Source organism: Pseudobutyrivibrio sp. JW11, from assembly GCF_900115355.1.
GTDB classification, from domain to species: domain Bacteria; phylum Bacillota; class Clostridia; order Lachnospirales; family Lachnospiraceae; genus Pseudobutyrivibrio; species Pseudobutyrivibrio ruminis.
Window position 1 is genome coordinate 14,501 of record NZ_FOWB01000019.1, and the last position, 13,389, is coordinate 27,889.

Annotated in this window: 14 protein-coding genes and 2 tRNA genes; 14 read left to right on the forward strand and 2 right to left on the reverse strand. The window is 38.8% G+C overall.

What is annotated here, in order from left to right; translation table 11 throughout:
• Nucleotides 1-3: 3 nt before the first annotated feature.
• The 8 genes from BM102_RS12790 (at nt 4) to BM102_RS12825 (ending at nt 6,203) form a co-directional block, all read left to right on the forward strand.
• A complete protein-coding gene (locus BM102_RS12790; protein ID WP_090482498.1) occupies nt 4-819 on the forward strand; it encodes an alpha/beta fold hydrolase in 816 nt (271 codons plus the stop codon).
• Complete coding sequence (locus tag BM102_RS12795; RefSeq protein ID WP_090482500.1) at nt 816-1,460, forward strand: MerR family transcriptional regulator; 645 nt, start codon at nt 816-818, stop codon at nt 1,458-1,460. The genes BM102_RS12790 and BM102_RS12795 overlap by 4 nt, the downstream gene beginning before the upstream one ends.
• On the forward strand, nt 1,441-1,752 hold the full coding sequence (locus BM102_RS12800; RefSeq protein ID WP_074791971.1) for a YbjQ family protein: 312 nt from the start codon (nt 1,441-1,443) through the stop codon (nt 1,750-1,752). The genes BM102_RS12795 and BM102_RS12800 overlap by 20 nt, the downstream gene beginning before the upstream one ends.
• Nucleotides 1,753-1,846: 94 nt before the next feature.
• Nucleotides 1,847-2,077, forward strand: coding sequence for a hypothetical protein (locus tag BM102_RS12805; RefSeq protein ID WP_015550048.1), 231 nt, complete (start codon nt 1,847-1,849; stop codon nt 2,075-2,077).
• Between the two features lie 8 nt (nt 2,078-2,085).
• A complete protein-coding gene (locus BM102_RS12810) occupies nt 2,086-2,541 on the forward strand; it encodes a GAF domain-containing protein (RefSeq protein ID WP_090482503.1) in 456 nt (151 codons plus the stop codon).
• A gap of 134 nt (nt 2,542-2,675) precedes the next feature.
• Nucleotides 2,676-3,239 (forward strand): RNA polymerase sigma factor, encoded by a 564-nt coding sequence (locus BM102_RS12815; protein WP_090482506.1) that lies wholly within the window; start codon nt 2,676-2,678, stop codon nt 3,237-3,239.
• Nucleotides 3,236-4,336 carry a DUF4179 domain-containing protein gene (locus BM102_RS12820; RefSeq protein WP_090482509.1) on the forward strand — a complete coding sequence of 367 codons (1,101 nt, stop codon included), beginning with the start codon at nt 3,236-3,238 and terminating at the stop codon, nt 4,334-4,336. The genes BM102_RS12815 and BM102_RS12820 overlap by 4 nt, the downstream gene beginning before the upstream one ends.
• Before the next feature lie 157 nt (nt 4,337-4,493).
• Complete coding sequence (locus tag BM102_RS12825; RefSeq protein WP_090482512.1) at nt 4,494-6,203, forward strand: methyl-accepting chemotaxis protein; 1,710 nt, start codon at nt 4,494-4,496, stop codon at nt 6,201-6,203.
• A 48-nt stretch (nt 6,204-6,251) separates the two neighbouring features.
• Here the strand turns inward: BM102_RS12825 and BM102_RS12830 are convergent, their stop codons facing one another.
• Both BM102_RS12830 and BM102_RS12835 read right to left on the reverse strand, forming a co-directional pair.
• Complete coding sequence (locus BM102_RS12830; protein WP_090482515.1) at nt 6,252-6,647, reverse strand: DUF6548 family protein; 396 nt, start codon at nt 6,645-6,647, stop codon at nt 6,252-6,254.
• Nucleotides 6,648-6,667: 20 nt separating this feature from the next.
• On the reverse strand, nt 6,668-8,113 hold the full coding sequence (locus BM102_RS12835) for a GGDEF domain-containing protein (protein ID WP_090482518.1): 1,446 nt from the start codon (nt 8,111-8,113) through the stop codon (nt 6,668-6,670).
• Nucleotides 8,114-8,291: 178 nt separating this feature from the next.
• Between BM102_RS12835 and BM102_RS12840 the strand changes: the two genes are divergently transcribed.
• From BM102_RS12840 to BM102_RS12865, 6 genes are all read left to right on the forward strand, one after another.
• Nucleotides 8,292-8,882, forward strand: a complete 591-nt coding sequence (locus BM102_RS12840; protein ID WP_090482521.1) for an HD domain-containing protein — start codon at nt 8,292-8,294, stop codon at nt 8,880-8,882.
• Nucleotides 8,883-8,896: 14 nt separating this feature from the next.
• Nucleotides 8,897-9,964 (forward strand): tRNA 2-thiouridine(34) synthase MnmA, encoded by a 1,068-nt coding sequence (gene mnmA, locus BM102_RS12845; protein WP_090482524.1) that lies wholly within the window; start codon nt 8,897-8,899, stop codon nt 9,962-9,964.
• A 29-nt stretch (nt 9,965-9,993) separates the two neighbouring features.
• Nucleotides 9,994-12,426: a homocysteine S-methyltransferase family protein gene (locus BM102_RS12850; RefSeq protein WP_090482526.1), complete on the forward strand. Its 2,433-nt coding sequence runs from the start codon at nt 9,994-9,996 to the stop codon at nt 12,424-12,426.
• Between the two features lie 68 nt (nt 12,427-12,494).
• The gene (locus BM102_RS12855; protein WP_090482529.1) at nt 12,495-12,929 is read left to right on the forward strand and encodes a hypothetical protein; all 435 of its coding nucleotides are present in this window, start codon (nt 12,495-12,497) and stop codon (nt 12,927-12,929) included.
• A gap of 168 nt (nt 12,930-13,097) precedes the next feature.
• Nucleotides 13,098-13,170 (forward strand) — tRNA-Val (locus BM102_RS12860).
• Nucleotides 13,171-13,187: 17 nt separating this feature from the next.
• Nucleotides 13,188-13,261, forward strand: a tRNA-Met gene (locus BM102_RS12865).
• Nucleotides 13,262-13,389 lie beyond the last annotated feature (128 nt).

Consider the following 13,389-nt stretch of genomic DNA (forward strand, 5'->3'; position numbering starts at 1 on the left):
TTTATGGTCGAAAAGGTTTATAGTACAAGATGTGGGAATATTCATTATTGGATAAATACTAATGGTGAGTGTCAGGATAAACAGCTAGTGTTTTTACCTGGGTTAACTGCAGATCACAGATTATTTGATATGCAGATTGAGTGTTTTGAAGGGAAGTATCCTGTGTTTGTATGGGATGCACCAGCTCATGCTACTTCATATCCATTTGATATGGATTTTTCCTTGGCAGATAAGGCTACTTGGTTAAATGAAATCCTTGTGGAAAATGGTTTCGATAAGCCTGTTATTATTGGACAATCCATGGGTGGATATTTGGGACAGATGTTTATGCAGCTTTTTCCTAATAAAGTGGTCGGGTTTGTATCGATTGATTCCGCCCCATTGCAAAAGCAGTATTATACAGGAATTGAATTGTGGTTACTTCATAGAATGACTCCGGTGTATCGCTATTATCCATGGAAAACTCTTTTACGGCAGGGAACAAATGGGGTGGCAACCTCTGAATATGGACGTGCCTTAATGAAGGAGTTTATGATGACCTATGACGGTGACCAGGAAAGATATTCACGTCTTGCAGGCGGTGGCTATAGGATTTTGGTAGAGGCTGTGGAAGAAGAGCTTCCTTATGAGATTGCTTGCCCTGCCATGCTTATATGTGGCACAAAGGATATGGCAGGCTCTACTAAAAGGTACAATAGAGCTTGGCATGCTCGCACAGGATTGCCACTTCATTGGATTGAAGGTGCAGGGCATAACGCAAATACGGATAAGCCCGACGAAATTAACAGGCTAATAGAAGAGTTTTTGGAGACAGCATGAAGATTAATCAAGTAGAAGAACTAGTTGGGATTACAAAAAAGAATATTCGCTTTTATGAAGACCAGGGACTGATTAGTCCAGAGCGAAACAGGGATAATGGATATAGAGAGTATTCCCTGAAGGATGTGGAGCTTTTAAATAAGATAAAGCTGCTTAGAAGCTTAGATGTTCCGATAGAGGATATTCGTAAATTGGAAACAGGACAGGTATCTATGACAGATTGTTTGGATAGCCACATATCTCTTTTTACGCATCGTCAGAAAGAGCTGGATATCATGAAAGAGATGTGTAAAGAAATCATAGAAGCCAATGTTCAGTTTGATAATCTACAGGCTGATTCTTATCTCGAGGATATGAGGAGACTTGAGAAAGGGGGCGTTAAGTTTATGGATGTTAATAAAACTGATATTAAGAAGTCAAAGAGAGGCCCAATTATTGCAGCCACAGTGAGTATTATATTTTTCGTTGCTATGATTGCTTTTATTGGATGGGCCGAATTTACAGATCCTGAGACACCAATTGGATTTGTAATTGCTATTATAGTGTTATTTGGAGCAATGATTGTGGGAACACTTCTTGCTTTAAAAGAAAGATTAAAGGAAATAGAAGGAGGAGAAATAAATGAAGCTCGTAAGTATTGAAACAATTCCAGGACAGGAGTTTGAGGTAATCGGTGTAGTAAAGGGAACTATCGTACAGTCTAAAAACTTTGGTAAGGATTTCATGGCTGGTATGAAGACACTTGTTGGTGGTGAGATTAAAGGCTATACAGATATGCTTGTTGAAGCCAGACAGATTGCTACAAAGAGAATGGTAGATGAGGCTGAGCAGCTTGGGGCAGATGCTATTGTAGGAGTGAGATATGCTTCGTCATCTGTTATGCAGGGAGCAGCAGAGGTGCTTGCCTATGGAACTGCAGTAAAGTTCTTGTAAAACACTTTGAGCCAGAAGTTAAAGCTTCTGGCTCTTTTTATATTTATGATGTATAATTGTGCAAAATCTAAATTTATTCTAATGGAGATACGCTATGTCATATTTAATTAAAGACACTACAAAAGAAGAAAGAGAGCAAATTGTAAAGGAATCTCTTGGAAATATCGAAGCAAACTGTGATGGATGTATGGCAGGCCTTGCTGAGATGTACGAGGATTACATAGAAGGAAAAAAGGAGCTTCGAGAGATTAACATGGAATTCAATGCCAGATATGTAAAGGATGACAACATGGAAGGCAGAGATGGCAGAAGCTGCGTAATGTAGGAGGACAAATGACAGATTATAATTTACTAGCAGACCAGATTAAATCACTTGCAGAGGATGAGCCAAACTTTATCCCTGTTCTTTCAAATGCATCAGCACTTATATATGATGCTATGGAGGATTTAAACTGGGCAGGATTTTATTTGATGAACAAAGGCTCACTTTTACTTGGACCTTTCCAGGGAAAGGTTGCATGTATTAGAATAGCACTTGGCAAAGGTGTGTGCGGCACTGCAGCAGGTAATGATGAGACTTTGGTGGTACCAAATGTACACGAGTTTCCAGGACATATTGCATGCGACTGCGCTTCTAATTCAGAGATTGTTGTTCCTATTCATAAGGATGGCAAAGTGGTGGGCGTGCTTGATATTGATAGTCCAAAACTTAATAGATTTTCAGAGGACGATAAGCTTGGCTTAGAAAAGTTTGTAAAAGCTTTAGAAGAAGTAATTACCTTTGAATAAAAAATGAGTCATAATTACTCAACCTATAGTAAAATAGGTTGAGTAATTTTTTTTATTATTTTTTGTAAGATACAAATCTAATTCCTGTCTATATAGATGTGAGGCCTACAAATAACAATTCGAAGGGAGCAAATATGAGAGACGAGGAGATAATAGAGTTATATTTCAATCGTAATGAACGTGCAATTGAAGAGACAGATGTTAAGTATGGCAATTATCTGGCATCTATAGCAGGAAATATTTTAAAGTGCCAAGAGGATGTGGAAGAAGCTTTAGATGATACATATATGAAGGCATGGAAAAGAATTCCGCCAACAAGACCTCAGATTTTGAGAATCTTTTTAGGGAAAATTACTCGTAACATTGCATTTAATAAATTCGAGAATATGACAGCGAAAAAAAGAGGCGGTGGAGCAATAGCGGAAGTACTTGATGAGCTTGAGGAATGTATACCAGATTCAAGTGATGTTGAAGGCTCAATTCTTGGGGCAGAGCTTTCGCGTATTATCAGAGATTTTGTAAATAATCTACCAGACAGGGAAGCTTATATTTTCTCATGTAGATATTTTTACACAGAGGATATCAGTACAATTGCTAAAAAGTTTGGAATGACTCAGAACAATGTATCAGTGACGCTTAGTAGATTAAGAGGAAAGCTACAGAGCACATTAGTAAGGGAGGGATATTTAGCATCATGAGAAGTAGAGATTTGTATTTAAGTATGGTTGGGATTGACGATACAGTATTAGCAAAAGCATATAGATATTCAGAGGGAAAAAAGGTTGTAATATTTCATAAGAGATTATCATTTGTTGCATGTATTTGTTTTGCTCTTCTAGCAACAGCCACAGCTGCAGCAGCTATACATCATTTCTGGGGAAGAGGAATGAGTGGTGCTCTAAAATCTTCTGATGTGCAGCAGCAGACTTTAACTGAACAGGGACAGGCTATCGTATATCCTGAGCTTACTGATTATTCTTCATATCAAGTGACAGATCAGGGAATCACTATAGCTCCCGACACAGTAGTTGCCGATGATAAATTTGCATATGTATCATTTAAAGTTTCAGGATTTAGCATTTCTGATAAAGAAGAGCCAGGGGTAGATGTAGATTATTATTTAGGTGATGAGAAAGATTCAGAGTCTTCATGGGTAAATGGAAGCAGCTACTTCTATGATGGAATTATAATTGATGATAATGGCATGGGTGTTTATGAGGATGGATCGCCACTTGAGCAGGATGGATTTATTGGTCATTACTTGGATGAGAATGGAGATTTGGAATACGTAATCCAAATTCAGGCGGTAGATGGATTAAATACAATACCAGGAAATACCCTACATGTGGAATTTTCTTCACTTGGAATATATCCTGGTAAAGCCGAGTATGAGGCGCAAGTAAAAGGTAATTGGAGCTTTGAATTACAGCTTCCAACCACTAGCAACGCCCAGACAATAACAGTAAATAAAGATGTACCTGAAAGCAATTTTACAATCACAACTATAGATATATCACCTGTATCAATAACAGTGAACTATAAGGTTAATGGAAAGGTAGAGGCTAGTGAGGACGGCACCGGAATACCTGAATTTACAGGTTTTGTTATGAAAGATGGTACTAGACTTCCTTATGTTGGAAACGGAGGCTCTAGTGGATTTACAGATGATACTGAGGAATATGCAGTATGTGCAAGTTGTTTTGATAGAGTTATTGATATTTCAGAAATAAAATCCTTACTACTATGGCCAACAGATTGTGGTGGAGTTGATAAAGTTGAGGTAGAAATACAGTAAAATCATAAATAAAGATATTAAAATGAGACATTCATGGAAGAATGTCTCATTTTTTATAAAAAAAACACAAAATATATACAGTATCCATATATAATAATGTTGTTCGCAATATAAAAATAATTTGGGAAATAAATATATATATTGAAAGGAGTATTATATGGAAAAGTCTACTAAGGCAGGATTTAATCTTCATTCGATTTACGTGAAGATTCTCACATTGATAATAATCAGTGTTATTGCATTTTTTGTTCTCAATATTGCTTATATCATTCCAAGAGCAAAGGCTACTATCCAGAAAGTCAACGAAAATAATATGCAGGATTTGGCCACTCTATGCTCGGAAATTGTAGAGCAGGAAATTGCAGCAAAGGGACTTGAAGGAGTAGATTATGAAGTGCTTAAACCTATTTTTGAAGGTAGAGGCTTAAATGGTATAGATTCTAGCTCTATTTATGTTGTAGATCAGGATGGCATTTTCTTGTATCACAAGAAGGAAGATAAAATCGGAACAGAGGTATTTAATGAGGATGTGAAAAATATACTGGCACAAATACCAACCGGTTCGTATGTACCAAGTGGTATTATTCATTATGTAGATGAGAATGGCGTTGCTAAATATAGTTCATATCAGGTAATAGAGTCAGCTGGCTGGGTGACAGTTTGCGTGGCAAATGAGTCAGAGATTATGGCAGAGATTAACCAGATTAGAAATCTTGGAATTCTCTTATCATGTATAGTTGGTGTGGTTGTGCTTATTATAGGTATTACTGCTGCCAAAGGCATAACTGGGCCAATCAAGATTATTACAAATGTTATTGGTAGTGTTTCAAGGCTTGATTTCTCTTCAAGTGATGAGTTGGAAGTTATTGAGCATAAGAAGGATGAAACTGGAACTATGGCTAGAGCTGTAGGAGAGATGGAAGAGAGTCTTCGAAATATAGTTGAGCGTATTGCCAATACTTCTGTTGATTTGGAAGGACATGCTCTTAGACTTAAGGATATTACCGCTGAAATCGATTCTGCTAATGCAGACAATTCAGCCACATCTGAGGAGCTTGCAGCTAGTATGCAGGAAACAAGTGCTACCACAGACGTAATCAGTGAAAGAACAGTTGTAATCAAAGAGAATGCTGATGCTATTGCTGATGAAGTTAGGGTCGGTGCAGACAATGCAAAAGAGACCAGAAAGAAAGCAAGTGCAGTCTATGATGAAACTGTTGCAGCCAAGGAAAAGACTGAAAGAATGTACGAAGAGATTAATGCACAGGGACAGGAAGCACTTGAAAAGTCAAAAGCTGTTGAGAAGGTTAATTCTCTTGCAGCGGCAATTCAGGATATTGCCAGCCAGACAAATCTGCTTGCTTTAAATGCATCAATTGAAGCAGCTCGTGCAGGCGAGGCAGGAAAAGGCTTTGCAGTTGTAGCTACAGAAATCGGTGGACTTGCAACTCAGTCTAGCGATACAGTTGCTGGTATTATGGAAATCGTATCTGAGGTTCAGAATTCTGTAGACTTAATGAATGAGTGTCTTACAAGAACACTTGGATATATAGAAAAAGATGTTGCAAACGATTATGATAGCTTCCTTAAGATGGCAGATAACTACAAGCTTGATGCAGAGAATTTCTCAGATGTATTAGGCGATATATCAGAAAAGATTGGAGAACTTCAGGAGTCTACCACAGCAATTTCTATTTCAGTTGATGAGATTTCTAAGACTGTAGGTGAGGCGGCAGAAGCGGTAACAACAGTGGCAGAAAAAGCAACTGATGTAGCAATGCTTTCTGACGGTGTTGTAAAGGTTGTAGGCGAGACAGAAGAAAACTCTAACGAGCTTAGAGATATTAAAGATTCATTTACAATTTAATGAAGATAATAATAAAACCAATCCCTGCAATGGGGATTGGTTTTTATTTTAGCTAAATAGTGCTTTTAGTTTTTGGAAAAAGCTCTTTTTACGTTTCTTATAGGTAAATTCCAGTTTGCTGTATTTTGAAAGAGGATCTGCATGGGATTCTAGCTTGGTAAGGAATACCTTAATCCAAACCACATCCTCATCTTTGCCTTGGAAGTCATCAAAACTGCTTTCGGCATTGTCGAGACTGTCGTAGCGAACTTTCATTTTCTGTAAGCGGGCGATTGTAGGATCCCACTCTGGTAAAACATCTCGCACATCGATGACGGCATTTTTCATTTCTTTTACGTATCTGACTACACCGTTTTCCTCGATTTTAAAACGTTTTGCCAACACGGAATCAAAGTACTGGTATTCATCATAAAAGTTTTCATTCACAATTCTGTTTGTATTCATAGTATGTCACCTTTCGTATATTATCTACGTTTATCAGGATAGGCTTCGTAAAAGGCATTTTTATCCTCGTACATGTTTTCATCTGCATATCTCATTGCCAGTCGAAGATTTCCGCTATTTGCATCGTAATAATGTCCTATAGCAAAATTTAACCAATCAGGATCACAGGCCTTTTGTCGTAATAGGGCAAGCTTTTCTAAAAATTTCCTTTCTGTGCTATTAAGGGATATGATGGCGAATTCGTCACCGCCTGCTCGATATATTTGATCACCTATAAAAACTTCCTTAAGCACCTTGGCAGCATCCTTTAATAATTCATCCCCTGAATTGTGTCCGCCATGGTCGTTTATTGTTTTTAAACCATTTAGATCACAGAAGGCCACTGCAAATGGTTTGGGATCCAGCTTCAGCTTAAGGGAAAGCTCATCCACATTGACGTTCATGCAGTTTCTGTTTAAAACACCTGTAAGCACATCTACGTTGCTGAGATATTCCAGCTTTTCTAGAATCATGTGATTGGCAACTTCGGCTGTCAGGAAAAATGAAATGAGCTCCAAAGTTTCTTTGATTCTAGTCATTTCTGAAGTGTCAAAATTTGATATATAAAGATAGCCTATTATATTTCCATGATGAATAAATGGCATAAGGCAAAGAGCCTGACCGCCTGCATCTTTATATGTTTTTAGCCAGGCAGGAGCTTTCGCTTCGTAGAGGTTCATATCTTGCTCGTTTTGAATAATTATATTGTTGGTTTCTGAAAGAAGAGTTTGCCAACAACCAACTATATCAAATGGGAAATGGGAAAAGATTTCCTTGATACAGTAAGCGTTGTCTCTTACAGATTCGCTTATGATTTCAAAATTCTTTTGGTCGTAATCTACAGTCAGAATACAAGCAGACTCTGAATCCACATATTCTCTCAAGTCCTTTGTAATTATGTCCATGCTTGTTGAGAATGCATTTTCATTTCTCATTTCCAGGCAAGCTTTAATTACAAAGCTGGAAATATCAGGTGATACAGCACTGAATTTTCCAGTATCCATTTCCTTATTAAGAGTGTACATGAACTGGCAATAGGCAACATTTTCTCCGTGCGCACAGTTCACAGGAAACAAAATGTCCTCAGTCCAGTAGCCATAAATTTTAGTAGTATCTACATATGTGTGAATATGCTCATTTCCCCAGGCAGCTCTAAAGCATATGTCTTCGAATTTTGGTTCCTTAGGAAGATGAGCAGTATACAATTGTCCTTCAATTACCTCGTCAAAATTTTCAAAGGTAGTTTTAGTATTACCTTCCTGCTCCATAAACATGTCGTAGTAGCTTCTTTTGAAGATATCGTTTATGGCGTAAAAACGAATATCACCACAGGTGCCATCAGATTTTTTCTCTACGGACATGATTGTGCATGGAAGAGAAGATAAATTTGCTGTTTGTTTTAGTAGTGAATATAAATTGTTACCCATATCTTACCTATAGAAATAACATTGTATAAGGATTATTACTTATTCTATTTAATATTTGTGCCTACTTTGTGAAAATTGTGGTATTTTTTGAAATGATTTTATGTTGAAAAGACTAGAGTTTTATTTTATTCTATCCCATAATAGATTTATCTACTAAATTGATAGGAGATATATTAAAATGGACGATAGACTTAAAAAACAATTAGATTTTGCATTAGAAATAGATAAAGAGAAGAACATATTTAGACAAACTCATTTGTCGGGCAATGGCAGAAATGAAAATGATGCTGAGCACGCCTGGCATATGGCCATTATGGCGTATCTTCTTAGAGAATATTCAAATGAACCAGTTGATATAGGCAAAGTAATGCTGATGTGCTTGATTCACGATATTGTGGAGATTGATGCAGGTGATACCTATGCCTATGATGAGGAAAATAAAAAGACACAAGCTGCCAGAGAGGAAGCCGCTAAGAATCGTATATTCGGAATGCTTCCAGAGGATCAGGCAAAGGAATTGATGTCTCTTTTTGAAGAATTCGAAGCCTATGAAACAGCAGAGGCCAAGTTTGCTCGTGCAATGGATAATGTACAGCCACTAATGCTCAATAATAGCAATGGTGGAGAAGATTGGCGCAAGCATGGAGTCACTTCTACACAGGTACATGGCAGACAGGACAAGACAGCTTTAGGTTCGAAAAAGCTTTTCGAAGTGGTTGATGCAATTATTAGCGACAATGTAAGTCGAGGAAATATTAAAGACGAATAGTTTTTGGAGGAAAAATGAAAGCACTTATAGCAATGAGTGGCGGAGTAGATAGTAGTGTCGCTGCTTTAATGATGAAGGAAAAAGGATATGAATGCATTGGATGTACAATGAAGCTGTATGCCAATGAGGATATAGGGGTGTGTGGCTCACATACTTGCTGTTCCCTTGATGATGTGGAGGATGCAAAATCCGTAGCACGTAGATTAGGCATGCCACATCATACCTTCAATTTCCAGGATAAATTCAGAGAAACTGTAATAGATGATTTTATCTATTGCTATGAAAATGGTATGACACCTAATCCTTGTATTGAATGTAACAAGCATATGAAGTTTGATGAGCTTTATAGAAGGGCTGAGATTCTTGGCTGTGAGAAAATAGTTACAGGACACTATGCAAGAATAAGAAAGACTGATAATGGTTATCAGCTTCTTAAGGGACTGGATTCAAACAAGGATCAGAGCTATGTATTATATGCAATGACTCAAAATGAATTAGCACACACTGAATTCCCATTAGGTGAGATTTCTAAGGATGAGGTTAGAAAGATTGCAGAGAGTCATGATTTTATAAATGCAAACAAGCCTGACAGTCAGGATATTTGCTTTGTACCAGATGGCGATTATGTTTCAGCCTTGAAGAGATTTACAGGTAAGAAATATGCACCAGGTGATTTTGTGGACCAGGATGGCAATGTTATGGGTACACACAAGGGTATTGTTGGATACACAATAGGACAGCGTAAGGGGCTTGGTATTTCGGCAGAGCATCCTCTTTATGTAACAGCTCTTGATGTAAAGAACAATCGAGTAATCCTTGGTAAAAACGAAGATTTATTTACAACAACCACTATTGTTAAGAACATCAACTGGATTGATCCAACAGACGACAGACCTACATTTAAATGCAAGGCCAAGGTTCGCTATCGTATGACTGAGCAGCCATGCACAGTTGAGCGTATTGATGCAACTTCAGCAAAGGTTGTTTTTGATGAGCCACAGCGAGCAATTACTCCAGGTCAGGCAGCTGTTTTCTATGATGGCGATGTAGTACTTGGTGGTGGAACAATTTTAAGAGACTAGAGTTAAGCGGGTTTTTAAGAGGAGAAATAATGACTAGAGCGGATTTTAGAGAGTTACTTGAAAAGAGAATTGTATTTATTGATGGGGCTACAGGTACTGAGCTTCAAAAAAGGGGAATGCCTGCAGGAGTATGTCCAGAAAAATGGATTATTGATAATCCTTGGGCTATTCAGGAATTGCAAAAGGCTTATTTTGATGCAGGTTCAGATATTGTGTTGGCACCTACTTTCACAGCCTCTAGAATCAAGCTAGCAGAATATGGGTTAGAGGACAAGCTTGTGGAGATGAACAGGCAGCTTGTCCGTCTCTCAAGGGAGGTTGCAGGGGATAAAGGCCTTGTTGCAGCAGATATTTCTATGACAGGTAAGCAGCTATATCCTCTTGGAGATCTTATGTTTGAGGATTTAGTAGACTGCTATAAGGAACAGGTGGAAGCTATTCTTCAGGAAGGTGTAGATCTTTTCGTAGTTGAAACTATGATGAGCCTTCAGGAGTGTCGTGCAGCAGTTCTTGCTATCAAGGAATCATGTGATTTACCAATCATTGTTTCTCTTACATTTAATCCAGATGGAAAGACACTGTATGGAACATCACCAGATACAGCCATGATTGTTCTTCAGTCAATGGGTGTAGATTGTGTGGGAATGAATTGCAGCACTGGCCCTGATGCTATTCTAGAGCTTGTTCAGCAGATGGCGGCAGTTGCAAACATCCCTATTATTGTAAAGCCAAACGCTGGCTTACCTGAGCTTGAGGATGGCAAGACTGTTTACAAGATGAGCCCTGATGCTTTTGCAGATGCTTGCGAAAAGCTTTATGAAGCAGGAGCATGGCTCTTTGGTGGATGTTGCGGTTCTACACCGGAGCACATATCAGCTCTGGTTTCTCGTTTGAAGGATAAAAAACAGCATCAGATTGAAAAGAAGCCTATGAGGGTTGTTACTTCTGAGCGCATGAATACCTGGATTGATTTAGACGGACCATTTATGGTTATCGGTGAAAGAATCAATCCTACAGGCAAAAAGAAATTCCAGGCTAGCCTACTTTCAGGCTCTCTATCCATGGTTGTGGATTTTGCAAGAGAGCAGGAAGAAAAGGGAGCCAACATTCTCGACGTAAATATGGGTATGAATGGCATCGATGAGAAGCAGATGATGCTTGATAGTATTTATGAGGTAACATCAGCAGTTGATTTACCTTTATGTTTGGATACCAGCCATGTGGATGTTATGGAGGCTGCGCTTCGCATATATCCAGGACGTGCTCTCATTAACTCTATATCTGCTGAAAAAGAAAAGATGGAGCCAATGCTCAAGCTTGCAAAGAAATATGGAGCTATGTTTATCACACTTCCATTGTCGGGAGCGGGACTTCCAAAGGATATGGAAGAAAAGAAAGAGCATATTGCCACTGTTCTTAATGCAGCAGAAGCTATTGGACTAGATAGGGATGCAGCAGTGGTAGATGTGCTGGTTCAGACAGTTGGTGCTGAAGGTACAGCAGGATTACAGTGCTTTGAAACCATAGAATACTGCAAGAATGAGTTGGGACTTCCTACAGTATGCGGTTTGTCCAACATATCATTTGGAATGCCTAATAGACAGTTTGTAAACGCCACATATCTTACCATAGCTGTCAGCAAAGGCCTTACTATGGCTATTGCAAATCCAAGCCAGGATATGCTTATGTATCAGGCTGCAGCAGCAGATACACTTATGAACAAGCCTGGGGCGTTGGAAAAATATGCATCACTGCCAGTGTTATCAATGACAGCGGGAGGAGCCACTAGTGGTAGCGCAGCTGGGGCAAAGCCGGAAACCAGCACTACATCTTCAGAAAGTCCAGTGGCTGAGTGTGTTATAAAAGGAAAAAAGGACCAGATAGTTTCTGAAATACAAAAGCTTTTAGATGCTGGAATGGAGCCACAGGAAATCATCGAAAATCACCTTATTAAGGGAATAAACGTAGTAGGTGATTTATATGATAAAAAGAAGTATTTCTTGCCACAACTAATAGCGGGAGCAAATGCGATGGAAGTGGGAATGAAGCACATAGAACCACTTCTTGCCAGCGATTCTACTGAAGCAAAGGCGACGGTTGTTATTGCCACAGTAGAGGGTGATATTCACGATATTGGAAAGAACTTGGTAGCCCTTATGCTTAAAAACTACGGCTTCAACGTAATTGATTTAGGCAAGGATGTGCCAGCAGCCACAATCATTGATAAGGCAGTAGAGGTTGATGCAGATATAATTGGTCTGTCTGCCCTTATGACCACCACAATGATGCGAATGGACGATGTGGTTAAGCTCGCTAAGGAAAAGGGCTGTAGAGCTAAGATTATTATTGGTGGAGCATGTATAAACGAATCCTTCAAGGATGAGATTAGCGCAGATGGATATTCGGCTGATGCAGCAGAATGTGTAAAATTGGTTCAAAATATTATGGAGAAATGGGCATAGATTTTTTAACTAAAATCTAGTAATGTATTATTAGTGATATGTGAAAATCAAAGTGAGGGAGTTTGACTATGACAAAAGAAGAATTAGCTGAGAAGCTTCAGGGATGTCACTATGGTCTTTCAGATGTAGAGGAATCTCTTATTGAAGAGGCAAGAGTGAATGGCCTTGTTATTGGCTATGGCAGTTTAAATACTGTTATCCAGTTTGAGGGTGCTACATACGAAGAGGGTGATGATCTCTCTGAAGAAAACGAGATGATGTATGTGGACTATGAAAGCCCAAATACAATCAAGGCATTTTGGAAGGGCCTTTGCAAGGGAGAAAAGGGTGGAAATCCAGATTACTCTTGGAGCTACGAAACATCTTTCCCAGTAGCACATTTCAGAATGATTGGCCGCCGCACAAGAATCAACGACGAAAAGTATTGTGAAGGAATCGTTTTTGAATTAAAAGATCTCCAGGCAAAACATATTGATTTGGAAGGTACAATGTCATATTTCTAAAACAAAAGCAGACTTTTAGGTCTGCTTTTCTTATTTTATGGATGTACATATTTCAGGTAATTCCTCTAAATAGTAAAAATATTGCGAAAATTAATAATTATGTTGACATTGGGGACTTGTTTTGTTATCTTTATGAAGTCGCTTGAAGCGGTAAACGCTAATAGCTCTGGGATCTTAGCTCAGCTGGGAGAGCATCTGCCTTACAAGCAGAGGGTCACAGGTTCGAGCCCTGTAGGTCCCATTTAATTTAATAAATATGGCGAGATAGCTCAGTTGGCTAGAGCACGCGGTTCATACCCGCGGTGTCGAGGGTTCGAATCCCCCTCTCGCTACGAAAAAGGAAGCACAGACTAATGTCTGTGCTTTTTCTTTTTCGTAGCGAGAGGGGGATTCTATATTCAATCAAACTGCAGGCGAGAATCGAATCCCCTCTATATCCATGTTCGACTTCCGAAACTCA

Excerpts from the sequence above, each read along its gene's own strand:
- BM102_RS12790 (WP_090482498.1), top strand. The coding sequence starts at position 4 with ATGGTCGAAAAGGTTTATAGTACAAGATGTGGGAATATTCATTATTGG.
- BM102_RS12795 (WP_090482500.1), top strand. The coding sequence starts at position 816 with ATGAAGATTAATCAAGTAGAAGAACTAGTTGGGATTACAAAAAAGAAT.
- BM102_RS12800 (WP_074791971.1), top strand. The coding sequence starts at position 1,441 with ATGAAGCTCGTAAGTATTGAAACAATTCCAGGACAGGAGTTTGAGGTA.
- BM102_RS12805 (WP_015550048.1), top strand. The coding sequence starts at position 1,847 with ATGTCATATTTAATTAAAGACACTACAAAAGAAGAAAGAGAGCAAATT.
- BM102_RS12810 (WP_090482503.1), top strand. The coding sequence starts at position 2,086 with ATGACAGATTATAATTTACTAGCAGACCAGATTAAATCACTTGCAGAG.
- BM102_RS12815 (WP_090482506.1), top strand. The coding sequence starts at position 2,676 with ATGAGAGACGAGGAGATAATAGAGTTATATTTCAATCGTAATGAACGT.
- BM102_RS12820 (WP_090482509.1), top strand. The coding sequence starts at position 3,236 with ATGAGAAGTAGAGATTTGTATTTAAGTATGGTTGGGATTGACGATACA.
- BM102_RS12825 (WP_090482512.1), top strand. The coding sequence starts at position 4,494 with ATGGAAAAGTCTACTAAGGCAGGATTTAATCTTCATTCGATTTACGTG.
- BM102_RS12830 (WP_090482515.1), bottom strand. The coding sequence starts at position 6,647 with ATGAATACAAACAGAATTGTGAATGAAAACTTTTATGATGAATACCAG.
- BM102_RS12835 (WP_090482518.1), bottom strand. The coding sequence starts at position 8,113 with ATGGGTAACAATTTATATTCACTACTAAAACAAACAGCAAATTTATCT.
- BM102_RS12840 (WP_090482521.1), top strand. The coding sequence starts at position 8,292 with ATGGACGATAGACTTAAAAAACAATTAGATTTTGCATTAGAAATAGAT.
- mnmA (WP_090482524.1), top strand. The coding sequence starts at position 8,897 with ATGAAAGCACTTATAGCAATGAGTGGCGGAGTAGATAGTAGTGTCGCT.
- BM102_RS12850 (WP_090482526.1), top strand. The coding sequence starts at position 9,994 with ATGACTAGAGCGGATTTTAGAGAGTTACTTGAAAAGAGAATTGTATTT.
- BM102_RS12855 (WP_090482529.1), top strand. The coding sequence starts at position 12,495 with ATGACAAAAGAAGAATTAGCTGAGAAGCTTCAGGGATGTCACTATGGT.